The 22993-nt window shown below is 63.4% G+C and carries 24 protein-coding genes and 1 other RNA gene; 10 read left to right on the top strand and 15 right to left on the bottom strand.

Going from position 1 to position 22993, the window contains the following annotated elements; genetic code table 11:
• Nucleotide 1: 1 nt before the first annotated feature.
• From ACFSUD_RS16165 to ACFSUD_RS16120, 10 genes are all read right to left on the bottom strand, one after another.
• Nucleotides 2–1135: an NUDIX domain-containing protein gene (locus ACFSUD_RS16165; RefSeq protein WP_386375542.1), complete on the bottom strand. Its 1134-nt coding sequence runs from the start codon at nucleotides 1133–1135 to the stop codon at nucleotides 2–4.
• 4 nt (nucleotides 1136–1139) lie between these two features.
• Entirely contained in the window at nucleotides 1140–1580 is a 441-nt protein-coding gene (locus ACFSUD_RS16160; protein ID WP_386375541.1) for a TrgA family protein, read from the bottom strand.
• Between the two features lie 29 nt (nucleotides 1581–1609).
• On the bottom strand, nucleotides 1610–2821 hold the full coding sequence (locus ACFSUD_RS16155) for a class I SAM-dependent methyltransferase (RefSeq protein WP_386375540.1): 1212 nt from the start codon (nucleotides 2819–2821) through the stop codon (nucleotides 1610–1612).
• Nucleotides 2822–2888: 67 nt separating this feature from the next.
• The gene (locus ACFSUD_RS16150) at nucleotides 2889–4313 is read right to left on the bottom strand and encodes a cryptochrome/photolyase family protein (RefSeq protein WP_386375539.1); all 1425 of its coding nucleotides are present in this window, start codon (nucleotides 4311–4313) and stop codon (nucleotides 2889–2891) included.
• Between the two features lie 124 nt (nucleotides 4314–4437).
• The gene (locus ACFSUD_RS16145) at nucleotides 4438–5667 is read right to left on the bottom strand and encodes an aminotransferase class V-fold PLP-dependent enzyme (protein ID WP_386375538.1); all 1230 of its coding nucleotides are present in this window, start codon (nucleotides 5665–5667) and stop codon (nucleotides 4438–4440) included.
• Nucleotides 5668–5742: 75 nt separating this feature from the next.
• Nucleotides 5743–7383, bottom strand: a complete 1641-nt coding sequence (locus ACFSUD_RS16140) for a BCCT family transporter (protein WP_386375537.1) — start codon at nucleotides 7381–7383, stop codon at nucleotides 5743–5745.
• 270 nt (nucleotides 7384–7653) lie between these two features.
• Nucleotides 7654–8646 carry an acryloyl-CoA reductase gene (acuI, locus tag ACFSUD_RS16135; protein ID WP_386375536.1) on the bottom strand — a complete coding sequence of 331 codons (993 nt, stop codon included), beginning with the start codon at nucleotides 8644–8646 and terminating at the stop codon, nucleotides 7654–7656.
• Between the two features lie 45 nt (nucleotides 8647–8691).
• Nucleotides 8692–9795, bottom strand: a complete 1104-nt coding sequence (locus ACFSUD_RS16130) for a dimethylsulfoniopropionate demethylase (RefSeq protein ID WP_386375535.1) — start codon at nucleotides 9793–9795, stop codon at nucleotides 8692–8694.
• A gap of 100 nt (nucleotides 9796–9895) precedes the next feature.
• Nucleotides 9896–10531 carry a DUF1326 domain-containing protein gene (locus ACFSUD_RS16125; RefSeq protein WP_386375534.1) on the bottom strand — a complete coding sequence of 212 codons (636 nt, stop codon included), beginning with the start codon at nucleotides 10529–10531 and terminating at the stop codon, nucleotides 9896–9898.
• A 1-nt stretch (nucleotide 10532) separates the two neighbouring features.
• Nucleotides 10533–11321: a DUF2182 domain-containing protein gene (locus ACFSUD_RS16120; protein ID WP_386375533.1), complete on the bottom strand. Its 789-nt coding sequence runs from the start codon at nucleotides 11319–11321 to the stop codon at nucleotides 10533–10535.
• Nucleotides 11322–11404: 83 nt separating this feature from the next.
• On the opposite strand from ACFSUD_RS16120, the gene ACFSUD_RS16115 reads away from it, so the two are divergent.
• The 5 genes from ACFSUD_RS16115 to ACFSUD_RS16095 all read left to right on the top strand — a co-directional run bounded on the left by ACFSUD_RS16115 (nucleotide 11405) and on the right by ACFSUD_RS16095 (nucleotide 15424).
• A complete protein-coding gene (locus ACFSUD_RS16115; RefSeq protein WP_386375532.1) occupies nucleotides 11405–12145 on the top strand; it encodes a FadR/GntR family transcriptional regulator in 741 nt (246 codons plus the stop codon).
• Between the two features lie 64 nt (nucleotides 12146–12209).
• Nucleotides 12210–12557: a transfer-messenger RNA gene (gene ssrA, locus ACFSUD_RS16110) on the top strand.
• Nucleotides 12558–12819: 262 nt separating this feature from the next.
• Nucleotides 12820–13635, top strand: coding sequence for a chromate resistance protein ChrB domain-containing protein (locus tag ACFSUD_RS16105; protein ID WP_386375531.1), 816 nt, complete (start codon nucleotides 12820–12822; stop codon nucleotides 13633–13635).
• Nucleotides 13632–14879, top strand: a complete 1248-nt coding sequence (gene chrA / locus ACFSUD_RS16100; RefSeq protein ID WP_386375530.1) for a chromate efflux transporter — start codon at nucleotides 13632–13634, stop codon at nucleotides 14877–14879. Before ACFSUD_RS16105 ends, chrA begins: the two co-directional genes overlap by 4 nt.
• A gap of 71 nt (nucleotides 14880–14950) precedes the next feature.
• A complete protein-coding gene (locus ACFSUD_RS16095; protein WP_386375529.1) occupies nucleotides 14951–15424 on the top strand; it encodes an SspB family protein in 474 nt (157 codons plus the stop codon).
• 18 nt (nucleotides 15425–15442) lie between these two features.
• On the opposite strand, the gene ACFSUD_RS16090 is transcribed toward ACFSUD_RS16095, so the two are convergent.
• Nucleotides 15443–15985: a hypothetical protein gene (locus tag ACFSUD_RS16090; protein ID WP_386375528.1), complete on the bottom strand. Its 543-nt coding sequence runs from the start codon at nucleotides 15983–15985 to the stop codon at nucleotides 15443–15445.
• 195 nt (nucleotides 15986–16180) lie between these two features.
• Between ACFSUD_RS16090 and fumC the strand changes: the two genes are divergently transcribed.
• From fumC to ACFSUD_RS16070, 4 genes are read left to right on the top strand one after another with little or no spacing between them, the layout of a single operon-like run.
• Nucleotides 16181–17575 (top strand): class II fumarate hydratase, encoded by a 1395-nt coding sequence (fumC, locus tag ACFSUD_RS16085; RefSeq protein WP_386375527.1) that lies wholly within the window; start codon nucleotides 16181–16183, stop codon nucleotides 17573–17575.
• On the top strand, nucleotides 17572–17748 hold the full coding sequence (locus ACFSUD_RS16080) for a DUF4169 family protein (RefSeq protein ID WP_386375526.1): 177 nt from the start codon (nucleotides 17572–17574) through the stop codon (nucleotides 17746–17748). The genes fumC and ACFSUD_RS16080 overlap by 4 nt, the downstream gene beginning before the upstream one ends.
• Entirely contained in the window at nucleotides 17745–17978 is a 234-nt protein-coding gene (locus ACFSUD_RS16075) for a ribbon-helix-helix domain-containing protein (RefSeq protein WP_386375525.1), read from the top strand. The genes ACFSUD_RS16080 and ACFSUD_RS16075 overlap by 4 nt, the downstream gene beginning before the upstream one ends.
• Nucleotides 17979–17989: 11 nt before the next feature.
• Nucleotides 17990–18220 carry an N-(5'-phosphoribosyl)anthranilate isomerase gene (locus ACFSUD_RS16070; protein WP_386375524.1) on the top strand — a complete coding sequence of 77 codons (231 nt, stop codon included), beginning with the start codon at nucleotides 17990–17992 and terminating at the stop codon, nucleotides 18218–18220.
• A 51-nt stretch (nucleotides 18221–18271) separates the two neighbouring features.
• Here the strand turns inward: ACFSUD_RS16070 and ACFSUD_RS16065 are convergent, their stop codons facing one another.
• The 4 genes from ACFSUD_RS16065 to ACFSUD_RS16050 form a co-directional block, all read right to left on the bottom strand.
• Complete coding sequence (locus tag ACFSUD_RS16065) at nucleotides 18272–19165, bottom strand: fructose bisphosphate aldolase (protein ID WP_386375523.1); 894 nt, start codon at nucleotides 19163–19165, stop codon at nucleotides 18272–18274.
• Nucleotides 19166–19234: 69 nt separating this feature from the next.
• A complete protein-coding gene (locus tag ACFSUD_RS16060; protein ID WP_386375522.1) occupies nucleotides 19235–20587 on the bottom strand; it encodes a cytochrome P450 in 1353 nt (450 codons plus the stop codon).
• Nucleotides 20584–21837, bottom strand: a complete 1254-nt coding sequence (locus tag ACFSUD_RS16055) for a hypothetical protein (protein WP_386375521.1) — start codon at nucleotides 21835–21837, stop codon at nucleotides 20584–20586. Before ACFSUD_RS16055 ends, ACFSUD_RS16060 begins: the two co-directional genes overlap by 4 nt.
• Before the next feature lie 54 nt (nucleotides 21838–21891).
• Nucleotides 21892–22644, bottom strand: a complete 753-nt coding sequence (locus ACFSUD_RS16050) for a cytochrome c biogenesis CcdA family protein (RefSeq protein WP_386375520.1) — start codon at nucleotides 22642–22644, stop codon at nucleotides 21892–21894.
• A gap of 92 nt (nucleotides 22645–22736) precedes the next feature.
• Between ACFSUD_RS16050 and ACFSUD_RS16045 the strand changes: the two genes are divergently transcribed.
• Nucleotides 22737–22964 (top strand): sulfurtransferase TusA family protein, encoded by a 228-nt coding sequence (locus tag ACFSUD_RS16045; protein ID WP_386375561.1) that lies wholly within the window; start codon nucleotides 22737–22739, stop codon nucleotides 22962–22964.
• Nucleotides 22965–22993 lie beyond the last annotated feature (29 nt).

Genomic DNA, 22993 nt, shown 5'->3' with positions numbered 1-22993 from the left:
GTCAGCTTGCCTCTGATGTAGCTTTCCCCCAGTCCAATCTCAAGCGTTCCCGGTGCCGCGCCAGCCAATAGGCCGACAGGACCAGCGGCGCATCGGCGGCTTCCCTCGCGTCACACAACTCCATCAGCGCTTCGAAGTCGAACAGATGCGAGCGGATATCCTCGTGTTCGCCATCCATACCGCGGATGCCGGTCACGTCATCGGGCAGGTCCGTCAGGCCGAGAAAGATGTGAAAAAAATCGGTGGCACTGCCCGGCGAGGCATAGACCTCCGCGATGTTCTCAAGCCTGTCGAACCGCAGCCCGGCTTCTTCGAAAGCCTCGCGGTGCGCGCATTGTTCGGGAGTCTCCCCCGGATCGACACGTCCGGCCACCGGCTCGAGATGCCAGAGCGCTCGATCCCCGCGCGCCAGCGGTCCCATGCGCATCTGCTCGACCAGCAGCACCCGGTCGCGGCCCGGATCATAAGGCAGCACGATCGCCGCATCGGTGCCGATGAACACGGCGCGTTCCACCGTCTCGGACATGCTGCCGTCAAATCGCTCATGGCTGAGGTGATATTCATCGAGTGCGAAAAAATTCGCATATACCCGCTCGACAGAGGCAATCTCGACCCTGCCCTGCAGCGTGCCCGCGCCATGGCGGCTCTGCCGCGCTGCAACCTTCGCCGCCGCTCGGGCGCGGATCATCGGGAACATGCGCGCCACTTCTGCGCGGTCGCGCTTGCCGAAATAGCCCATCACCTCGCGCGCCGCATGACAGCTGAGTGCCGCCCAGTCGCGCTCCCACTGCGCCAGCGACCAGGGCGCCGCCGGATGCCAGAGACCGGGCTGCGGGAAATAGACCTCCGCACTGCTGCCATCGGCAAGGCGCACAAGCGCCAGATCATAGGCAAAACCGCCTTCGTAGAAATCCAGCCGTGCTACCTGCTCCGGGGTCAGCCCGCGCAGCAGCACCCCGTCGGCCCGCCCGCCCGGCTCTGCCACGATGGTCGGAAACGGCCCTTCCGCGACACCATAGATCGCGTGATCGCCCAAAGTCGCCTCATGCAGGTCGAGCCCCTGCACATCGCATCCGAGCACGATTTCCAACAGCGGCAAATGCCGCAATGTGCCGTAGAAAAACAGGTCTTTCATCGTCTTACCGCCAACGCTTATCCGCATATTCGGCCATCAGGCCGCTGATCACCCCGCCCATTATCAGAGCGAGGGCGACAGGCAAGGTCAGTATCTGCGCGCCGAATTTCGCGGCGATCTGCGCGACGGCGGTGACGGCCTCGAAGACATTGTCATAGCGGTTGCGCATCGCAAGCCGCATCATCTCATGGATCGCCTGCACGCCGAGCCCCCAGATCAGCAGCACGAAGACCCCCGCCAACCCGTTGTGGATCGCCGCGGTGATCCCCCGCCCGACCCGCGCACCCATGACGATCCAGCCAGCGCAAAGACCGATCAGCATGTTGACCTGCGTGAAATAGCCAAAATCGGTGCTTTCGGGCCAGAGCGGCTTGATCATCCCCGAGACGACGAAGGCGACAAGCGCCAGGCAGACGGCGGCCGTCAGCCGCGCGGCGGTGGGCATGGAACGTATCCTCACGAACTCGACGACCCTCAAACGGGTCGGCGCACCGTAATCTGCGTGACGTCGCAATTTCCACTGTCAAATGTCGCCGCGCAGGAAGTGAGGTAAAAATTCCACATCCGCCGGAATCTCTCGTCGAACCCGAGCTGCCGGATCTGGTCCCAGGCGGCGTTGAAGCTTTCATGCCAGTGCCGCAGGGTGATGTCATAGCTCTTGCCGAATTCGATCGAGCGATCGACGACCAGCCCCGCGCGTTCGACCTGCTGTCGCAGGATCGCCGGGCTGGGCAGCATGCCACCCGGAAAGATGTATTTCTGGATGAAATCCACCCCGCGCTTATAGACATGCCAACGCCGGTCATCGACCGTGATGATCTGCAACGTCGCCGCGCGCCCGGGCTTCAACCGCTCGCGCAATGTCTCGAAATAGACCGGCCAGTACCGCTCTCCGACAGCCTCGAACATCTCGATACTGACGATCCCGTCATAGAGGCCACGCTCATCGCGGTAATCCTGCAACTTGAAATCAACCTGCGCGGAAAGTCCTGCTTTTTCAATACGCTCCCGCGCATAGTTGATCTGCTCCTCGCTGATTGTCAGCCCGGTCACCCTGAGCCCCCGTTCACGCGCCGCATATTCGGCGAAACCGCCCCAGCCGCAGCCGATCTCCAGAAGGTGATCGCCGGGCCGGGCGCCCATCTGATCGACCATGGAGGCATATTTGGCAATCTGCGCCGCCTTCAGCGATGCCTGCGCGCCTTCTGCGAAAAGCGCGCTGGAATAGGTCATCGTCTCATCCAGCCAGAGGCCGTAGAATTCATTGCCCAGATCGTAATGATGGCTGATGTTCCTGCGGGCCTGGCTGCGGTGATTGCGTTGCAGCCAGAAGCGGAACTTCTCGTAATTGCGCAGCAGGGCCATGCCGGGAAATCCGTCATAGATGTCCTCGTTATCGGCATGAACCAGATCCATGAACGCCTGCAGATCCGGCGTGCTCCACCATTCATCGAGATAGGCGTCACAAAAACCGAGATCGCCCTCGCGGATCAGCCTTGCGAAAAGATCGCGGTTGTGGATCTGCAGCTCGGCCACCGGTCCCGGCGCCGCGCCCTCGGCGCGAAAGCGGCGGCCGTCCGGCAGGACGAAATCGACCCGGCCATGCTGCAGCCCCTGCGCCCGGACGAAGACCTGCGAAAAATAACGGGGCAGATCGTCCTGTCCCTCGACACTCGTCAAAATCATGCGCCCTCCCGTCGCCCGTCACCCCCCGCTCCGGCAAGTCTAACCGGGCCCGGGCGATAAACAATCTTCAAAAATCACGGTCCTCATAGGCGGCAAGCGCCTCTGCACGGCCCTCTTCATGGGCAACGACGGGTGCCGGATAATCGTTCTTCGGCAACATCGTCCAGTGATGCGGGATCGCGTCGAAAAAAGCCAGCGCATCGGCATGCGGTTCCTCGTGACCTTCGGCAATCCAGCGCTCCACATAGGCCCCGTCGGGATCATATTTCTCCTGCTGGGACAACGGGTTGAAGATGCGAAAAAACGGCGTCGCATCGGGGCCGGACCCTGCCGACCATTGCCAGCCCATGGCGTTGTTCGCCGGGTCCCAGTCGATCAGACATTCCTCGAACCATTTCTGCCCGATCCTCCAATCGGTCATCAGATGCTTGCAGAGATAGCTGGCGACGATCATCCGGGCACGGTTGTGCATCCGCCCCGTGACGTAGAGTTCGCGCATCGCCGCATCGACGAAGGGAATGCCGGTGCGCCCCTTCTTCCAGGCCCGGACTTCCGCCGCCCGGGCGTCATCCTTCCAGGGAAAACTTCCCCATTTCTCGCGCCAGTTCTCGCTCAGGATACGCGGGCTGTGATACATCAGGTGATAGGCGAACTCGCGCCAGACCAGCTCCTTGAGGAATGTCTCGGCACCGCGTTTGCCCTCTTCCATGGCGCGACGCCCGGCATGCCAGCATTGATGCGGGCTGATCTCGCCCAGGCTGAGATTTTCGGAGAGTTGCGAAGTGCCGTCCTCACCGGGAAAATCCCGGGTTTTGTCATAATCCTCAATGATATGCGCGATGAAGTTGCCCAGGCGGGACTGCGCCGCCTGCTCACCGAGCTGCACGAAGGGCCGCACGATCGCGGCCCCCCGGTCCATCGCCGCGCCCATCTCCCAATCCTCGAGCGCATCGCTCTCTGGCCATTTCTGGGGCGCTCTGATTTCCTTCGGCGTGCTGCGCGGTTCGGCGACGTCGCGGTTCTTCACCGCGTTCCAATAGGGCGTATAGACCTTGTAATAGCTCCCGGCCTTTGTCTCCACCTCCCAGGGCTCGAACATCAGATGCCCGCCGAAGCTGCGCGCCTCGATGCCCTCCTCCTGCAGCGCCTCCTTGATGGTGCTGTCGCGCTCGATCTCCGCAGGCGTATAGGCCCGGGTCCAGTAGAGCGCCGAGGCGCCGGTCTCTTTCAGCAGCGCGCGCAGCACGGCGAGCGCGTCATCCTCGCGCCGCAGGATCAGCCGCGATCCCTTTTCCCCGAAGCTCCGTGCCAGTGCTTCGATCCCGAGACCGAGGCGCCATTTCGGCGCTGCCGCCAGGGCCGCAACCTGTTCGTCATGGATGAACAGCGGGATGACCGGCCGCGTGCTCCCGCAGGCCGCGCTCAGCGCCGCATGATCGCTGAGCCGCAGATCGCGGCGGAACCAGAGCAGGATCGGGGAGGTGTCGGACATCTCAAACCTTGTGTCAAAATCATCCCTTCAGAGATAGAGCGGCGCGATCCAGATCAAGTTCCAACCGCAAACACATGCGTTACCGCCTTAACATCACCTCACAAGCCATTGCTTTGCCTCAGGTTCAGAGAACGTCATCCAGCGCGTTCAACAACGCTTCGATCTCTTCGCGGCTGGTGTAATGGGTGAAGCTGAGGCGCAGAACGCCCTTGTCGAGATCCACCCCCAACGCCTCGAGCGCCCGGACGGCATAGAAATCACCGCCACCCGCCATGATCCGCCGCTCCGCCAGCGCCGTCGCGACCTCCGCGGCCGGGCGGTTCAGCGCTAGCGCCACCGTGGGGGCGCGGTTCTCCGCCCGGTCGGGGCCGATCAGGCGCACCGAATTGCGCGATTTCACCGCGTCGAGCAGCGGTTGAAGCAGGCGCGTCTCATGCTGGCGCATCAGGTCATGCACGCCATTGGCCCGCGCCGCCGCCTCCGTGCCTTGCGCGCCGCCATGATGGGTATGGAGCGCATCGATATAATCTGCCATGCCGGCACAGGCGGCGATCTGTGCGTGATCCGGCCCGGCCGGGGTAAAGCGTTTATAGAGCGCATCGGCGTTGAAGAAATGCCCCTGGTTGGGCAGCAGTTCCGCCAGCGCGCGGCGGATCACCATCAGCCCCTGATGCGGTCCGTAGGTCTTGTAGGCGGAGAACAGATAGATATCCGGCCCGAGCGATCCGACATCGGCAAAGCCATGCGGCGCATAGGACACGCCATCCACGCACACGAATGCTCCCGCGGCATGGGCCAGCGCGGTGATTTGGGTGACCGGATTGGTCTCGCCGACCACGTTGGAGCAATGCGGGAAGCAGACGAGACGCACGTTCTCGTCGAGCAGGTCTTCCAGCGCGTCGAGCTCCAGATGCCCGCTCTCGGGGTCGAGTTTCCATTCGCGGATCTCGATGCCGCGTTCGGCGAGGCGGCGCCAGGGGCCGCTGTTGGCCTCATGGTCCTGATCGGTGACCACGATCGCCCCCCCCGGCTGCATCATTCCGGCGAAGGCCTGGGCGAGCACATAGGTGTTCTGCGTGGTCGAGGGACCGAAGCTCAGCTCGTCGGCGGCCACACCGAGCAGCGCCGCCATGCGCATGCGGGCCTCGTCCATCTCCTGCCCGCCGAGGCGGCTGGCCTCGAAGGCGCCATAGGGCTGCACCTTGCGCTGGGTGTAGAAGCGAAAGAGCCGGTCGATCACCTGTCGGCAGGTATAGGAGCCGCCGGCATTCTCGAAGAACGCCTGTCCCTGCAGCGCCGGTTCGGCGAAGGCCGGAAACTGGCTGCGCACGTAATCGATATCCAGCTCATTCATCACTCATACTCCCTGACAGAAAACGGGCGCCCCCATATGAGGAGCGCCCGCCGATAGCCTGACATGGTGTCGCGATTACTTCAACTCGGCCCGTTCACTTTGCAGCCCGCGGAAGATGCAGAAACACATCAGCAGCAGCACCACGGTGAACAGAAGTCCGGTCGAAATGACCATGGACTGCAGCGCCGCCAGCCCGCCGCCGATCAGCAGCGCGATGGCCACGGCGCCTTCGAAGATGCACCAGAACACCCGCTGCGGCACCGGCGCATCGACCTTGCCGCCCGCGGTGATCGTATCGATCACCAGGGAGCCGGAATCCGACGAGGTGACGAAGAACACCACCACAAGCACGATGCCGATGAAGGAGGTGATCGAGGCCAGCGGCAGCTGGTCGAGCATCCGGAACAGCTGCAGCGGCAGCTCCGCATCCTGCGCGCCGGTATAACCGTCGTTCAGCACCTGGTGGATCGCGGTGCCGCCGAAGATCGACATCCACAGGATGCAGACCATCGAGGGGATCAGCAATACGCAGATGACGAATTCGCGCACGGTCCGGCCGCGGCTCACCCGGGCGATGAACATGCCGACGAAGGGTGACCAGCTGATCCACCAGGCCCAGTAGAAGGCCGTCCAGCCCTGCGAGAAGTTCACATCCTCGCGGCCGAAGGGATTGGCCAGTGCCGGAAGATATTCGACATAGGCCACCAGCGAATCCCAGAAGAAGGTCAGCAGGAATACCGTCGGCCCGACGATCAGCGTGAACAGCGCCAGCAATGCGGCGAGCCCCATGTTGATCTCGCTGAGGATCTTCACCCCGCCATCGAGGCCGCGCAGCACCGAGATCAGCGCCACCCCGGTGATCGCGGTGATCAGCACCACTTCGGTCGTCTTGCCGATCGGCACGCCGAAGAGTTCGTTAAGCCCGGCGTTGGCCTGGGTCGCGCCGAACCCGAGCGAGGTCGCAAGACCGAAGAGCGTCGCGAAGACCGCGATCACGTCGATCACATGCCCCGGCCAGCCCCAGACTCGCTCCCCGAGGATCGGATAGAAGGCCGAGCGGATGGTCAGTGGCAGGCCCTTGTTGAAGGTGAACAGCGCCAGCGCCAGCGCGACGGTGGCATAGATCGCCCAGGGGTGCAGCCCCCAGTGAAAGATCGTCGCCGCCATGCCGAGGCGCACCGAACCCGGTTCATCACCGGCCATCCCGGCGAGCGGCGCCCAGTCGGTGCGCAACCCGTTCTCGAGACTGGTCTCCCCGAAAGCGGTCGAGAAATGGGTAAGCGGTTCGGACACGCCGTAAAACATCAGCCCGATGCCCATGCCCGCGGCAAAGAGCATCGCGAACCAGCCCATATAGGTGTAATCCGGCGTCGCCTCGTCACCGCCGAGCCGGACCGAGCCGAAGGGCGAGACGATCAGCATCAATGCGAAGATCACGACGATGTCGGCGGCGCCGATCAGGAACCAGTCGAAATTCTTGGTGGTGAAGTTGAACATGGCAGTGAAAGCCGCCCCGGCCTGTTCGGGCAATGCGATCGTGTAGAAGACGAAGGCGACGATGGACAGGCCTGAGATCAGGAAGACCGGGTTGTGGATATCGACGCCGAAAGGGCCGATCTGGGTTTCCAGGTTGTCCTGTCCGATCTCGTAGTCGGTATCGATCAGGTCGGACGTCCCCTCTGGCGCAGGGATCCCCTGCGAGGATGTGTCGGTCATCTTGTGCCTCTCTGTTGAGGAACGCCCGAGCCCCGCACGGGGCGTCGCGCGCTCCGGTTCTCTATGTGCCTCTCTGGAGGATAGCACGGCCGCTGTACAGGACAACAAACCGGCAGGAGGCAGAAAACGGGAGAAGACCCGGCAGGTGTGCGGGCCTGAAGGTGGCAGCCCCCGGCGGGAAAAGCGAGGCGCGGCATGGCGCAGCCGACACGCCGGGGGCCTCTCATGCGGCACGAGATTGGGACAGGCGGCGCCCGCCTGTTCCCTCGATCAGGCGTTGACGTCCACGACGACGCGACCCTTGACCTGTCCTTTCAGAATATCCGCGCCGAGCCGTGGCAGGTCCTCGAGCGTCGCGGGCTGAACCATCGCGTCAAGCTTGTCCATCGGCAGGTCGCGGGCAATGCGCCGCCAGGCCTCAAGTCGGCGCTCGTAGGGTTGCATGACCGAGTCGATGCCGAGCAGATTGACACTGCGCAACAGGAACGGGATCACGCTGCCCGGCAGCGAGGCGCCCCCGGCCAGACCGACCGCCGCGACCGAGGCGCCGTATTTCATCTGCCCCAGCACCCGCGCCAGCATCGCACCACCGACCGCATCGACGCAGCCCGCCCAGGTCTCGCCCTCGAGCGGGCGTTTCACCGTCTCGTTGATCTCCTCACGCGGCACAATCCGGCTTGCGCCCAGCGAGGTCAGGTAATCACCGGTCTCCGGCCGCCCGGTGACGCCCGCCACCTCATGCCCCAGATTGGCAAGGATCGCGGTGGCCACCGAGCCGACGCCGCCCGCCGCGCCGGTCACCAGCACGGGACCGTGCCCCGTGGCCAGGCCATGATCCTCCAGCGCCATCACCGCCAGCATCGCGGTGAAGCCGGCGGTCCCGACCGCCATCGCCTGCCGTGTATCGAGCCCCTCGGGCAGCGGCACCAGCCAGTCGGCGCGCACCCGTGCCTTCTGCGCATAGCCGCCCCAATGCGCTTCGCCGACCCGCCAGCCGGTAAGCACCACCTTGTCACCGGCCTTGTAGCGGTCGTCTTCCGACGCTTCGACAGTCCCGGCAAAATCGATCCCCGGCACATGCGGATAATGGCGCACCAGCCCGCCGCCGGGCCCGATGCAGAGTCCGTCCTTGTAATTCACCGTCGAATATTCGACCGCCACCGTGACCTCGCCCTGCGGCAGATCCTCCAGCGACAGATTATCGACGGAAGCGGCGGTCTTGCCGGTTTCCTCGTTCTTGGTGACGACCAATGCCTTGAACATATCGTTTTCCTTTCCGGGGATGTGTCCCGTTTCACTTGATCAGTTTCAGGCCCAGAATTGCGCACGAACCAGCGCGGCGCGGTGGCCCTCGGCGGTCTCGACCTGCAACTCGGTTCCCGCGTCCCAATGGGAGGCATCGACCATGCCGATCGCCACGTTGACACCGAAATCCGGCGACCAGGCCGCCGAGGTCACCTGCCCGACCCGCTGGCCCGCGGCGAGCAGCGGCCAGGCCCGGTCGGAGCGGGGCAGATCATGCCCAGCGATCTCGATTGCGCGGATCTGTCGCGTCGGGCCGGTTTCCTGCGCGCGTAGCAGCGCGTCGCGACCGATACAATCCGCCACGGCCTGCGGTTGGCAAAACTTGCCGAGTCCGCATTCGAAGGGCGTATTATCGCCCCGCATGTCGTTGCCATAGCTCAGCAGCCCGCCCTCGATCCGCTCGATCAGGTTGGGACAACCTGCCCGGACCTGGAGATCCCTCCCGGCCGCGAACAGGGCGCGCCAAAGCGGCATGCCGATATCACTCCCCTCGACATAGATCTCAAAGCCGCCCTGCCTGGAATAGCCCGAGCGCGCCACGACCAGCGGCCGGCCCTCGAAGGTGAAACGCCCGAAATGAAAGAATCCCAGATCGCGCACCGCATCGCCGAAGACCCGTTCCATCAGCGTGTCGGACTGCGGTCCCTGCACGGCAAGCGGGCTGACGTCGGGTTCGCTGACCTGCACGTCAAACCCGCCGCCCTGAGCGATCCCCTTGACCCAAAGCAGCAGGTCGCTGTCCGCGATCGAGATCCACCAGCGGTCGTCCTCCAGCTTCAGCGCGACCGGATCATTGAGCATGAAACCGGCGTGATCGACAATCGGCACATAGCAGCAGCGTCCCTCGCCGACCTTGCCGAGATCGCGCGGCGTCAGCAATTGCATCAGCCGCCCGGCGTCGGGGCCCCGCAGCTCGATCTGACGCTCGCAAGAGACGTCCCAGACCTGCACATGCCGCTTGAGATGATGATAATCCGCCTCGACACTTTCGAAGACCGAGGGCAGCAGCATGTGGTTATAGACGGTATAGGCCGTGATCCCGGCGGCCTCGACCCCTTCGGAAAAGGGCGTGCGACGCAGACGGCGCGATGTTGCTAGCGATATCATGGTTCAGCCCTCCGGCATCGGACACATCAGGTTAAATCAAGGTGAGAACGGCCTGCCGGGCCCGGCGCTGTGCCGTGGCCCGACCGCCGCGGGACATGGATCACGCCGCCGAGCCCTGCCAGTCGATGGCGCAGATCTCCGCCGACTTGCCGCCGAAATCCCAGACCCGGCCGTAATCGCGGACCTTCGACTTCACGCCGCGCGCGGCGATGATATCCGGCCCCATCCAGTATTTCGAATTGGTGATCGTCACCGGCTGATCGGCTTCGTGACCGCCGATCATCTCGATCTCGCCGTTGATCTTGCGGCCGATGTTGATCACCCGGCGGCGGCCGTCGCGGATGATCTCGACCGGCGCACGCTCGGCGCCGATGATCTCGCTGACCAGCATGGTGAAAAGCCCGGTCGTGCCCCCTGCCGCGCCGGAGAAGATCTGCAGCAACCCGTCATAGGCGGCCTCGCTGGCACGCTCGTCCACATAGGCCGCGACGCGCCAGTTGCCTTCGCCCATACGTCCGGGAATATCGACCAGGAGGCCGATGTTCAGCCCGGCCAGATCCTCGCCCTCGAAATTTCCCTCGTCGATGACGATGCCCATCCAGGCATGGCAATGTCCCTCGGTCGGCGGATGGGCACCCAGCGAGACGACGCAGGGGCAGAAGACCTCGCAGGAACAATTCAGAAACAATTCCCCCTTGATCGCCCAGTTCTTAGGATCCACAGCCCGGTTTCCCATCTCATCCTCCTGTCAGAAACGGCCAGCCCGCCACGACGAAAGCGCCGAGGATCAGGGCCAGGCCCATTGGTTTTATCACATGGCCGCCGATCTGCGGCAGCTTTTCAAGCACCATGAACAAGGTCGCGAGACCCATCCAGGCGAGGTTCATCACACCGCCCGCGAAGCCGAGCAGCATGAAGCCCCAGCAACAGCCCGCACAGAATGCACCGAGCCACGCGCCCATGCGCAGCCCGCCCGCGAAACCGGCGCGCCAATGACCAAGGAAATACATCATCGGGGCATGGCAGACGCCGTGACAGACCTGCTTGGCACGGCTGAACTGGTAGAGCCCGACCGAGGCCAGCAGCGCCGCCGCCAGCCAACGCGAGCGCGCGATGCCGAGCATGTCGATCACCCCGCCATGCAGCAACAGCAACTGCAAGACCGTGATCACCGCCGCGAAGATCAGCCAGATCAGCCCATACCCCGAAAGCACGCCGAGCCATCCGCCCCGGCTGCCATTGGCGCTTGCAATCAGATCCTCGTAGGCGCGCAGGGTCGGCACCAGACTCGGCAGCATCATCGCCGCCATCATCACCGCCCACATCGCGAACAGCGGACCGAAACGCGCGATCGGCATGTCCATGTCCATGCCCGGATCCATCCAGCGCATCCGCTCTGCCATGGCCCCGGGGCGGCCGAGCAGGTCGAGATCCATCTGCATCGCCATGGCATAGAGAAGCCACCAGGCCGCCAGCACGGCGCCGAAAAATCCGAGCCAGAGGGTCGAGCGCAGAACCGAATTCATTTCCCAAGCCTCCCTGCCGACTCGATGCTTGCGGAAGTATTGTCAGACAATTAAAGTTCCGGCAAACATTAAATGTAAGACATATGAAAAACGACGCCTCCCGCCCTTCCGATCTCTCGACCCAGATCGCCGCCGCGCTACGCGATGAAATCGTCGAGGGACGGCTCATTGTCGACGAGCGGCTGCCCTCGGAAGCCGATCTCGCCGAACAGTTCTCCGTCTCCCGCCCCACCGTGCGCGAGGCGCTGAAGCGGCTCGCGGCGCAATCGCTGATCCGCACCCAGCGCGGCGCCAGCGGCGGCGCCTTCGTCAACCGGCTCAGCTTCGAGGCCGCACAGGCCCAGCAGATCACCACCTCGACGCTGCTGATCTCGATGAACGCGGTCAGTTTCGAGACCGCCTGCGAGGCGCGCTACGCGCTTGAACGGGCCTGCGCCCCGCTCTCCGCCGCGCGGCGCAGCGCCGATCATCTTGCCACGATGCGCGCTGAAATCCACCGTCAGGGTCAGCCGGGGCTCAGCGACGAGGCCTTCTGCGCCTCGGACGTGGCCTTTCACCGGGCGCTGGTCGATGGCACCGGCAATCCGGTGCTCAGCTATCAGCTCGCCGGCGCGGTCGAGGCGATGCAGCCGCTGATGAACATGATCACCTTCACCGCGCGCGACCGGGCCCGGATCATAGCGCTGCACGGCGACATCGCCGATGCGCTCGCGGCACGCGATGGCGCGGCTGTCACCGGCGGGTTGAGCGCGTTGGAGACCGAGACACAGGAGCTTGCACAAAGCGTCTTCGCGGCCCGCGCGGCGCGCCAGCCTGCGGGATAACGCGATGCGACCGTTTCAGGTCAGGCCGGATTCGCGAAAATCTTCTGCAAAAGACCTCAGATACCCCCTTTTAATGCCGCCCGCCCCGGCCTATATTCGTCTTGTCCTTCGGGACTATGGACATAAACGCGCTCGTAATAAGCGGATCGGACCCGGGGGCGGTACCCGGCGACTCCACCAATCACCGTTCATTTGGCGGTCATGGGGTCGAAACAGGATCGACGAACGTCTAAAGGTGTTGCTTTGTCTCGGTGAGTTACCACCGTTATCGGTACAAAATGTACAATTGCAAATGACAATCGTGCTCCGGTTGCTCTGGCTGCGTAAGCAGTTAGAAATACCGAAACTTAAGCCCTTGGGCCTAGCAGCTTAAGGCGGGGTTCGCAGGCACCTGGCAACAGAAGCCTGCACTTTCCATTCAACGCAGAAGATAGTTCACCGGCGGCCGGTTCAGGCTTGCGCTGCGATGCTCGCAAGAAAAACACCTCCCTTGCCGTTGATCTGACAGGATTTCTGCCACCATCTCCGCTGATGACAAACCGTCGCCGCACGGAGCGGCGGTATTGACCGGCATGCGTCTTTCATGACAGAATCTCCCCATGGGGTCCGTCGCGAACGCCCCGTGAGGCGTCAGCCAGAGGTTCGCATGTTTCCCGAGCAAGAGGATACATGCCATGGCTGCCCCCGATGAAATCACCGTTCCGCAATTGCTGCGGCTGATTGGCACGCCGCGCGCGCCGGTGATCGTGGATATCTCCACCGATGCCGATTTCAACGCCGATCCCTTCCTGATTCCCGGCGCCTTCCGCCATCCCCATGAGGATCTCGCCGGGCTATTACAGATTCTGCGCGGACGGCGCGTTGTGATGGTCTGCCAAAAGGGCCTGAAGCTGAGCCAGGGCATGGCGGCGCGGCTGCGTGGCGAAGGCATCGCGGCGGAATATCTCTCGGGCGGCATGTCTGGCTGGCGCAAACACCCGGAGGCCCCGCGCATCCCGGCCGCGGCCCTGCCCGAAAAGGTCGATGTCGCCACGCTCTGGGTCACCCGGCACCGTCCAAAGATAGACCGCATCGCCTGCCCCTGGCTGATCCGCCGCTTCGTCGATCCCGGGGCGCGGTTTCTCTACGTGTCTCCCGGCGAGGTGATCGGCGTGGCCGAGCGCTTCGGCGCGACGGCCTTTGATGTCGAAGACGTTTTCTGGTCGCATCGCGGCGAAAATTGCAGCTTTGACACGATGCTCGACGAATTCCACCTGCACACAACGGCCCTCGACCGTCTGGCACTGGTGATCCGCGCCGCCGATACCAACCGTCACGACCTCGCCCCCGAAGCCGCCGGGCTGCTGGCCTTCTCGGTCGGGCTGTCGCGGCAATATCGCGATGACCTCGCACAGCTTGACGCCGGGATGGCGCTTTATGACGCGCTCTATGCCTGGGCGCGCGATGGTCAGGGCGAAGGGCATGACTGGCCGTCCGGGCGGGCCGGATGACCTCTCCGTCTCGTGCCGAATTGTTCCGGGTCTTCGGGCGTATCGGGTTGCTCTCCTTCGGTGGCCCGGCGGCGCAGATCGCGTTGATGCACCGCGAGCTGGTCGAGCTGCGCGGCTGGCTCTCCGAAACCGTCTATCTGCGTGCCCTGTCGCTGTGCATGCTGCTGCCCGGGCCCGAGGCGATGCAGCTTGCCACCTATGCCGGATGGCGTCTGCACGGAATTGCCGGCGGGCTGCTGGCCGGGCTGCTCTTCGTCGTGCCCGGCGCGCTGGTGATCGCGGCGCTGGCCTTTGCCTATGCCTATTTCGGACAGCTCCCTTCGGTGCAGGCCGCGTTTCTGGGGATCAAGGCGGCAGTGATCATCGTGGTGTTCCAGGCGCTGCGCAAGGTCGCCGCCAAGGCGCTGCATGGCACCGAGGGCTGGACGCTGGCCCTCGCCTCCTTCCTCGCGCTGTTCGTCATCGGCCTGCCCTTCCCGCTGATCATCCTCGCCGCCGGATGCTGGGGCATGATGCGCCGCAACGGCCCGCCCCTGGCGCTGGAGGCCGCAGCGGACAGGCCGGCCCGCAGCCTGCGCAGCCTGACGCTCTGGGCCGGGCTCTGGGCGGCGCCGCTGATCATTCTCTGGGCGCTGGGACAGGATTTTCTGCTGCAGCTTGGCCTGTTCTTCTCGAAACTGGCGCTGGTCACTTTCGGCGGCGCCTATGCCGTGCTGGCCTATATGACGCAGAACGTGGTGCAGGATTTCGGCTGGATCAGCACCGATCAGATGATCGACGCGCTCGGTCTGGCCGAGACCACGCCGGGACCGCTGATCCTGGTCACCGAATTCGTCGCCCTGCTGGCCGGTTTCGCGCAATCGGGCGTCACCGGCGCGCTCGCAGCCGGGATGCTGGCGCTCTGGGTCACCTTCACCCCCTGCTTCCTGTGGATCTTCCTTGCCGGTCCCTATCTTGAGCAGATTTCCGCGCAGCCCCGGCTGGCAGGCGCCCTGCGGGCCATCACCGCCGCCGTCGTGGGGGTGATCGCGAATCTCTCGGTCTGGTTCGCCCTGCACGTGCTGTTCGATCAGGTGAAACCGGCTGTGTTCCTGGCCCTGCCCGCCCCGGTTCCCGGCAGTTTCAACGTGACCGCGGCGGCGCTTACCCTGGGCGCCGCTTTGCTCATGCTGGGACTCGGGCGCGGCTTCGTGCCCAGCATGGCCCTGCTCGCTCTGCTGGCGCTGGCACTCGGCATGGTTTAGCCATCGCGCCCCCTTTCCTCTCCCTGCAAATGGGGTATGTTGAAAGGGTCAAAGGGAACCCGGAGAGTTAGATGAGCCGCAGCATTGATTATGGCAACCTGATGCACGACGCCATGCGCGGGTTGATCCGCCAGGTGCTCAACGATGTTGCGGAACGCGGCCTGCCGGGCAATCATCACTTTTTCATCACCTTCGATACCTCCCATCCGGATGCGGAACTGGCCGACTGGCTGTCTGACCGCTACCCCGGCGAGATGACCGTGGTGATGCAGCATTGGTATGACAATCTCGAAGTCGGCGAAGAAGGCTTCTCGGTCACGCTGAATTTCGGCGACGCGCCCGAACCGCTCTATATCCCCTATGACGCGATCCGCACCTTCGTCGATCCCTCGGTTGAGTTCGGCCTGCGCTTCGAGCAGCAGGAATCCGAGGAGGATGACGAGGACGAGACCGAGCTGACCCAGGTGCATGAGCATGAGCTCGAAGTCTCCGAGACCCATGGCAAGGATGCCGAGATCGTCTCGCTGGACAGTTTCCGCAAGTAGCCGCCCGGCTCCCTTCCGCTATTTTCGCTCAAGAAAGGTCGAGATGCGCCGCACCTCGGCACCGTTGTGGATGCTGAGAAAATCGAGCAGGAGACCGCCCTCGGTCAACGTCCGGTCGAATTGCTGCAAATCGTAACCGCCCTGTGCATCCACATAGAGCGAGAAGACCGTCAGCGTGTCATCGATGATCCGTGCCCAGACATAGGGTTCGCCCTTCATCGGGTTGAGCTGTACCGCGTTGCCGAAAACATCCTGCCGCATCGCCGCGGCATAGACATCCTCCCGCGCCGTCGGCCTGAACTCGATCCGATAGGATTTGGACTTCGCCCGGCCATCGACCTGGCGTGTGACCGAGGTCCAGGCCACCGCGAAGGAATCCTTGCCGGTGGGAAAGATGCTCACGCTCATGTCGCGGTCGCTTCTGCTGCCGTCCGAGGAGATGATCTCCGCCGTGCCGACGTAATCGCCGACGAACCGCGAGATATCCGCCGCGGCCGGCAAGGGCGCGGCCGCCAGCCATAGCGCCGCCAGCAGCAGCGTCACGAAACCTCTGCAGCGCATCTTTTCCATCCACGTCCTCCCGATAAAGCCACCTCTTCCGCAGGGCCGGGGCGGCGCACTTGTCACGTCATTGCCGCGCAGCATAGCACGGCGAGAAGCGCCGCGTCAGTCCCGTGATCCCTCTCCCGCATGGCCAGTTGCTTCGGACCGGCCGCGAGGCTAAACCGCAGTAAACCCAAATTCACGGAGCCCCCGATGTCCCAGACCCGCACAGAAACCGACAGCTTTGGCCCCCTCGAGGTTCCCGCCGACAAATACTGGGGCGCACAGACCCAACGTTCGATCCTGAACTTCCCCATCGGCTGGGAAAAGCAGCCCATCGCCATCGTCCGCGCGCTCGGCGTGATCAAGAAAGCCTGCGCACAGGCCAACATGGCGCAGGGCGCGCTCGATGCGAAGCTCGGCGACGCGATCGTGCAGGCGGCAGGCGAGGTTGTCGAAGGCAAGTTCGACGACAATTTCCCGCTCGTCGTCTGGCAGACCGGGTCCGGAACCCAGTCCAACATGAACGCCAACGAGGTGATTGCCAACCGCGCCATCGAGATCCTCGGTGGCGAGATCGGCTCGAAAGACCCGGTGCATCCCAACGATCACTGCAACATGGGCCAGAGCTCCAACGACACCTTCCCGACCGCGATGCATATCGCCACGGCACGCACCGCCCATGACGTGCTGCTCCCCGGACTGCAGAAGCTTCATGCAGCTTTGCAGGCCAAGGTCGAGGAATTCGACGGCATCATCAAGATCGGCCGCACCCATACCCAGGATGCGACGCCGCTCACCCTGAGCCAGGAATTCTCCGGCTATACCCATCAGGTGGCGATGAGCATCCAGCGGGTGCGCGATGCGCTCGGGCGGATCTACGAGCTTGCGCAGGGCGGCACCGCTGTCGGCACCGGACTCAACACCCAGAAAGGCTGGGCCGAGACCGTGGCGCATAACATGGCCGAGATCACCGGCCTGCCCTTTGTCACCGCGCCCAACAAGTTCGAGGCTCTGGCCGCGCATGACGCGATGGTCGAAATCTCGGGCGCGCTGAAGACCGTCGCCGCCTCGCTCTTCAAGATCGCCAATGACATCCGCCTGCTCGGCTCCGGCCCGCGCTGCGGACTTGGAGAGCTGATCCTGCCGGAGAATGAGCCCGGTTCCTCCATCATGCCCGGCAAGGTCAACCCGACCCAATGCGAGGCACTGACCCAGGTCTGCATCCATGTCATGGGCAATGACGCGGCGGTCGGCTTCGCCGGCAGCCAGGGTCATTTCGAGCTCAATGTCTACAAGCCGATGATGGCCTATAACGTGCTGCAATCCATGCAACTGCTGGGCGACGCCTCGGTCGCCTTCACCGACAATCTGGTCGATGGTCTGAAGGCCGATGCCGACCGGATCGAGAAGCTGATGCGTGAATCGCTGATGCTGGTCACCGCGCTGGCGCCCGAAATCGGCTATGACAATGCCACCAAGGTTGCCAAGACCGCGCATAAGAACGGCACCACGCTGAAGGAAGAGGCGATCGCCCTCGGCTTCGTTGATGCGGAGACCTTCGAGCGGGTGGTGCGCCCCGAGAACATGATCGGCCCAAAGGGGTGAGCAATCCGATCAACCTCAACAAGGTGAAGAAGGAACGGGAGCGCCAGGCACGGCGCGCCCGTGCGGACGAGAATTCCGTCAGCTTCGGGCAGAGCAAAGCGCAAAAGGAACTGCTGGAAAACCGCGCTGACCAGGATGCGCGCAAGCTCGAGTCGCACAAGCGCGAGGAATGAGCGCCCGGCCCGTCAAACATTCGGTGACCCTGCGGGGTCACCGGACCTCGATCTCGCTGGAAGATGATTTCTGGCGGGAACTGCGCCAGATCGCCGAGGAAAAAGGCCAACCGATCAATGCCTTGGTTGCCGAAATAGACGCGGCACGCGGGGTCGAGGCCGGGCTGGCCTCGGCGATCCGGGTCTATGTGCTGCGCACGTTAAGGGAGCGTTTACCTGCGCGTGATTGATTGAGCCATGTATGAAACATGCTCCCTCTCCCCTGTCGCCACAGGCCTGGATCACGACGATGTTCAGTTCGCGTGCCGCCTGCTCCGGCGGCGTGATCCGCCGGAACTTGCGTGACATCGAACGTTATGTCGGAATCGCCGCTTTCGAAGCCGAATTGCGCCGTCGTGGCTTTCACGCCATGGAAAACGCCGGGCAACTGGTCATCTTCTGCAACCAGGAGCCCATACGTTTCGTCCTGTAAACGTTTTCTTTGCAAGAAAACGACCCGGAATTTCTCGAAAATTCCGAAGGATCACGCCACCGAAGCGCGATAGATCTTGTCGATATTCGCCCCGAGCGCGGTATTGAACTCCGCATCGCTCATCTTCACGTTCAGCCCCTCGGTCAGCGCACGGCTGAAGCTGGCAATCATCGCGCTGTTCTGGCTCAGCTTCTCGCAAGCTTCCTGGGTGGAATAGCCGCCGGACAGGGCCACCACGCGCAGCACGTTGGCATGCTCGGCAAGCGCATCGTAAAGTCCCGGCACATCCGGCAGCGTCAGCTTCAGCATCACCATCTCGCCTTCGGGCAGCGCGTTGATATGCTTGTCGAGCTCCGCGCGCAGCATCTCTTCCGCCTCGGCCTTGCTCTCGGAATGGATATTCACTTCCGGCTCGATGATCGGCACCAGACCGGCCTGACAGACCGTCTTCGCCACCTCGAATTGCTGCGCCACGACCTCGGCAATGCCGCTCTCGTTGGCTTCCTGAATCACCGAACGTTCCTTGGTGCCGAAAATTCCGGCTTCCTTTGCCCGCGACAGCAGTACATCGAGTTCCGGCATCGGCTTCATCATCTGAACGCCCTTGGCGACGTCTGCGAGACCCTTGTCGATCTTCAGGAACGGCACGACGCCGCAATCTTCCCAAAGCAGACGCGCCACCGGTTTGCCGTTGATCTCGCTATCCATGGTCCGTTCGAACAGGATCGCGCCGATGACCTTCTCGGAGGTGAATTCATCGGCCAGGATGATCCGCTTGCGCATGTCGTGCACCGCCTGGAACATCTCTTCCTCGCCCGAATAATCACCCGGCTCGACACCGTAAAGGCTCAGCGCCTTGGGGGTCGAACCGCCCGATTGATCGAGTGCCGCAATGAACCCCTTGCCGCTTTCGATCTGCTGTTTCTGTGCGTTGTCGATACCCATTACTGGCCCGCCTATGTCTGATTCCGTTTGCCTCAGTATCTAGAACAAAGCGCGCAGCGAAGATAGAACCTACCGCCGCTCAAAACGCAGCCAGATACCGCTTTGCGCGCGTACCGTCAGATGCGCCACCGGTACCGGCACCTTGCCCTCGACCGGGAGAACACGAAAATCGCGCAGGATCCGCGACAGGATCAGCACCCCTTCGATCATCGCGAAACCGGCCCCGGGGCAGACGCGCGCACCGCTGGAGAACGGCATATAGGCCTCACGCTGACATTTGCGTCCATTCTCGCTTTCCCAACGGGACGGATCGAACCCATCGGGATTATCCCATAGCCGCGCGTGCCGGTGCAGATGCCAGGGGCTCAGCACCAGCTGCGCCCCCTTGGGAACAACGCGTTTGCGAAAATGCTCCGGGCAGGCCGTCTGTCGCACCATCATCGGCACCGGCGGATAGAGCCGCAAAGCCTCGCGAAAAACATCACGCGACAGACGCAGCTTGGACAGGACCGCGAAATCCTCCCCGTCGATCACCTGCGCCTCCGCAGCCAGCCGGTCCTGCCAATCGGGATGGGTCGCCACGAGATAGAGCGCCCAGGCGAGCGCCGAAGCGCTGGTCTCATGCCCGGCGAGGAAGAAGATCGCCACCTGGTCGATCATCTCTTCAACGTCGAACCGCGCACCGCTCACCGGGTCCACGGTTGTCATGATCTTGGTTGCGAGATCATCCGGCGCCTGCCCGGCCTCGATCTCGGCCATCCGCTGCAAGGTCAAATCACCGATCAAACCGCGGATACGTGCGGCGCTGCGCCGGGTTCCCTTGCGAAAAAGCCGCGGCATCCAGCGCGGCAGCGGGACGAAAGCGGCAAGGTTCAGGATCGGCTGGCTGCGTTGGTAGGTCTTGAACTCCCGGAAAACATCACGCGCCAAATGGTGATCGATGGGAATGGAGAACAGCGTGCGAAAAATCACATCCGCCGCGGCATGGCTGGTTTCGGCCTCGACCTCGACCGCCTCGCCCGAGTAATTCTCCAACCGCGCCGCTGCCGCCTCCGCCGCCGCGTGAATGGCCGGGAATGTCTCGCGCAGGCGCCCGCCCTCGAAGGCAGGGTCGATGATCCGACGCTGGCGTTTCCAGGTCTCGCCATTGGTCAGGAAGACCGAATTGCCCAGAAGCGGGCGAAGCCCCTCGCCGATCCTCTTGGATTTGGGAAAATCATCCGGCCGCTCCTTCAGCACGACGCGCAGCAACTCGGGGTCGTTGACCAGGTAGCTGCGAAAAAACGGCGTCCGGAACTCGGCCATCCAGGCGCGATAGAGCCGTGCGGGCTGCGCCGAAAGAATATCACTGCGAAAAAGCCGCGCGTAGCGCCAGAGCGAGACCTTGTCGGCCCGGCTGGCGGGTTTCGGCGGTTGGCTCATGCGGCGATGGACGTGTGGCCGCTGACGACATGGTCGATCCGCGATTTCGACGGGGCGCGATCCGCATAGCGCGCCGCCAGGCTGAGCGGTCCGGCGGTGATCTGGAAATAATCGTAGTCACGCGGCCGGTCGAAGGCGCAGAGATATTGGAAATGCAGACGAAAAAATCGCCAGCGCAGGGCTTTCCAGCGCTCTGCCGACAGGCTCCGGGTAAAGGCCGCGGAAAACACCAGCGGCCAGCGCTTGTCCGGCGGCGCGACGCCGGAGACAGAGACCGGATCGCAGAGCGCGAAGGCACAGCCGTCGCCCGGCGCGGTGACATCGACCCAGGCAAGCTCGCTCCGCGCCGAGAGATAGCGCAGATCCCCGCGCAGCCGCGCAGCCTCAGGCAGGAAAGAGACCATCGGAACGACCTGCCCCAAAGACAGGAAAGCCAGTTTGGGACCATTCTGCGACACTTTTCCGGCACGGATCAGATCGGCCAGCACCGAGACCCCGATATGCGCGCCGGAGGAATGGCCCACGATCAGCACCTCGTCGACCTCGCTCTGCAGGGCGGCGGCGATCGTGGCGCCGAACTCGGACATGCGGTCCTCGAGCTCTGCCGGATTGGCCCCGCGCGTCGCAGCGGCGTAGGCGTAATCATGCATCAGATAATATGCGAAAAATTTCCCGTCCTTGCGTCTGAACCATTCGAGTATGGCCCAGCTCACCGGGAACATCACCGCCAGCAGGACCAGAATCGCGCCCCAATCGGGCAGCGTCGGGAGCAGCGTCGCGACAGCCGCGCTGATCATGCGCCCGAGACCGAAGCCGACGCTCAGCGCCAGCGCAAGTTGCAAGAGCAGCATGGCGACCGGGTAGAGCGCGGCGATCACCGGTCCCTTGCGCAGCCGCATCAGCCGTGCCAGCGCACCGGTGGAGATATAGATCGAGGCCGTGCGAAAAAGCTGCGCATATGTGGCCGGGATCGAGCCCTTCATCGACGCGCGCACGATATCGGACCAGACCAGGACCTCGACCTCGGTAACAACTTCAACATTATCGATCAACGCATTGACCGACCAACCATAATTTCCGTCGCCGCGCTTCGGCTTCAGGGCAATTTCATAGCCGGAGATCGCCGCCTGCGCCGCGCCCTCCCTGCGATATAATTCCCGGTAGCGTCGCGGATGGATCGGGTCGTAGCCGGGAATATAGAACACCCGGCGCCGCCTGATCCGGCCCGCATGATCGTTTCTCACACTCATGCCAACCCTCTTCTTTGGCATTCTCTAGCCATGTTTTGGGGCAAGAGTAAGGCGTCAGCCGAGGGTCGCGAGCGCCGGGAAGGTCTCCAGCAGCCAAAAGGAAAAGGTTGTGAAGGCCCCGGTCAACAGCGCCAGCCCCACGAGCAGCAACAGCCCGCCCATGATCCTCTCGATCAACTTCAGATGCCGTTTGATCCGGTTCATCAGCCCCATGGCGCGGGTGATGAACATGGCGGCCAGCAGGAACGGAATCCCGAGGCCCGCGGCATAGATCCCGAGCAGCAGGGTTCCGCGCGACACCGATGCCTCGGAAGCCGCCAGTGACAGGATCGCGCCGAGCTGCGGCCCGATGCAGGGCGTCCAGCCGAAGGCGAAGGCAAGACCGAGCACATAGGCGCCGAACGACGAGCCGCCCTTGTCGCCGGCATCGAGCCGAGCTTCCTGATCGAGGAAGGGGATGCGGAAAACGCCGAGGAAATGCAGCCCGAAGATCATCACGACGATGCCTGAAACCTGGGCGAAAAGCACCTGATTTTGCAGGAAAAACGCGCCGAAAGCCGAGGCGGTGAAGCCGAGCAGCAAGAAGACGGTGCTGAGCCCCATGACGAAGAACAGCGCCGCGATGACCGCCCGACGCCGCGCCGCAGTGACGCTCGACATGTCGCCCAGCGAGACGCCGCTCATATAGGCGAGATAGGGCGGCACGATCGGCAGGACGCAGGGGCTGAGAAAACTGATGACCCCCGCGAGCAGCGCGATGGTCATGGCGGGCATCAACCCGGCGTCGATAAGTTCAATTCCAAACATATCCGACACATAGACGGGTTTTCACATGGCGTCACGCGACCCTTGGTCACATCCCTGTGGACGGGGTGAAACAAAGTTTCTATCTCGGGATCATGGATGAACATGATCTCGACGCCACCGGGCTGCTCTGCCCGCTTCCGGTTCTGAAGGCACGCAAACGGTTGCAGGCGCTGGCCAAGGGCGACGTGCTGAAACTGCGTTCGGATGATCCGGCGGCAGTGATCGACGTGCCGCATTTCTGTGCCGAAGCCGGTCACGCGCTGCTCAGCAGCGAGAGCGAAGGCGCGGTGCTGCTCTTTGCGATCCGCAAGGGCGGCTGAAACGGCAAGGGCAGGTCCGAAGACCTACC

The sequence above is a fragment of the Sulfitobacter aestuarii genome (genome assembly GCF_042685005.1).
GTDB classification, from domain to species: domain Bacteria; phylum Pseudomonadota; class Alphaproteobacteria; order Rhodobacterales; family Rhodobacteraceae; genus Sulfitobacter; species Sulfitobacter aestuarii.
Note: the sequence above shows the minus strand (reverse complement) of the source record. Positions and strands in the feature narration are given on the sequence as shown.

What these genes read in the sequence shown, in the direction of transcription:
- ACFSUD_RS16105 (WP_386375531.1), top strand. Translation starts at nt 12,820, where the DNA reads ATGGCTGCCCCCGATGAAATCACCGTTCCGCAATTGCTGCGGCTGATT.
- ACFSUD_RS16120 (WP_386375533.1), bottom strand. Translation starts at nt 11,321, where the DNA reads ATGAATTCGGTTCTGCGCTCGACCCTCTGGCTCGGATTTTTCGGCGCC.
- ACFSUD_RS16095 (WP_386375529.1), top strand. Translation starts at nt 14,951, where the DNA reads ATGAGCCGCAGCATTGATTATGGCAACCTGATGCACGACGCCATGCGC.
- ACFSUD_RS16045 (WP_386375561.1), top strand. Translation starts at nt 22,737, where the DNA reads ATGGATGAACATGATCTCGACGCCACCGGGCTGCTCTGCCCGCTTCCG.
- acuI (WP_386375536.1), bottom strand. Translation starts at nt 8,646, where the DNA reads ATGTTCAAGGCATTGGTCGTCACCAAGAACGAGGAAACCGGCAAGACC.
- ACFSUD_RS16065 (WP_386375523.1), bottom strand. Translation starts at nt 19,165, where the DNA reads ATGGGTATCGACAACGCACAGAAACAGCAGATCGAAAGCGGCAAGGGG.
- fumC (WP_386375527.1), top strand. Translation starts at nt 16,181, where the DNA reads ATGTCCCAGACCCGCACAGAAACCGACAGCTTTGGCCCCCTCGAGGTT.
- ACFSUD_RS16165 (WP_386375542.1), bottom strand. Translation starts at nt 1,135, where the DNA reads ATGAAAGACCTGTTTTTCTACGGCACATTGCGGCATTTGCCGCTGTTG.
- chrA (WP_386375530.1), top strand. Translation starts at nt 13,632, where the DNA reads ATGACCTCTCCGTCTCGTGCCGAATTGTTCCGGGTCTTCGGGCGTATC.
- ACFSUD_RS16160 (WP_386375541.1), bottom strand. Translation starts at nt 1,580, where the DNA reads ATGCCCACCGCCGCGCGGCTGACGGCCGCCGTCTGCCTGGCGCTTGTC.
- ACFSUD_RS16055 (WP_386375521.1), bottom strand. Translation starts at nt 21,837, where the DNA reads ATGAGTGTGAGAAACGATCATGCGGGCCGGATCAGGCGGCGCCGGGTG.
- ACFSUD_RS16130 (WP_386375535.1), bottom strand. Translation starts at nt 9,795, where the DNA reads ATGATATCGCTAGCAACATCGCGCCGTCTGCGTCGCACGCCCTTTTCC.
- ACFSUD_RS16115 (WP_386375532.1), top strand. Translation starts at nt 11,405, where the DNA reads ATGAAAAACGACGCCTCCCGCCCTTCCGATCTCTCGACCCAGATCGCC.
- ACFSUD_RS16140 (WP_386375537.1), bottom strand. Translation starts at nt 7,383, where the DNA reads ATGACCGACACATCCTCGCAGGGGATCCCTGCGCCAGAGGGGACGTCC.
- ACFSUD_RS16150 (WP_386375539.1), bottom strand. Translation starts at nt 4,313, where the DNA reads ATGTCCGACACCTCCCCGATCCTGCTCTGGTTCCGCCGCGATCTGCGG.
- ACFSUD_RS16090 (WP_386375528.1), bottom strand. Translation starts at nt 15,985, where the DNA reads ATGCGCTGCAGAGGTTTCGTGACGCTGCTGCTGGCGGCGCTATGGCTG.
- ACFSUD_RS16145 (WP_386375538.1), bottom strand. Translation starts at nt 5,667, where the DNA reads ATGAATGAGCTGGATATCGATTACGTGCGCAGCCAGTTTCCGGCCTTC.
- ACFSUD_RS16050 (WP_386375520.1), bottom strand. Translation starts at nt 22,644, where the DNA reads ATGTTTGGAATTGAACTTATCGACGCCGGGTTGATGCCCGCCATGACC.
- ACFSUD_RS16125 (WP_386375534.1), bottom strand. Translation starts at nt 10,531, where the DNA reads ATGGGAAACCGGGCTGTGGATCCTAAGAACTGGGCGATCAAGGGGGAA.
- ACFSUD_RS16070 (WP_386375524.1), top strand. Translation starts at nt 17,990, where the DNA reads ATGAAACATGCTCCCTCTCCCCTGTCGCCACAGGCCTGGATCACGACG.
- ACFSUD_RS16060 (WP_386375522.1), bottom strand. Translation starts at nt 20,587, where the DNA reads ATGAGCCAACCGCCGAAACCCGCCAGCCGGGCCGACAAGGTCTCGCTC.
- ACFSUD_RS16075 (WP_386375525.1), top strand. Translation starts at nt 17,745, where the DNA reads ATGAGCGCCCGGCCCGTCAAACATTCGGTGACCCTGCGGGGTCACCGG.
- ACFSUD_RS16155 (WP_386375540.1), bottom strand. Translation starts at nt 2,821, where the DNA reads ATGATTTTGACGAGTGTCGAGGGACAGGACGATCTGCCCCGTTATTTT.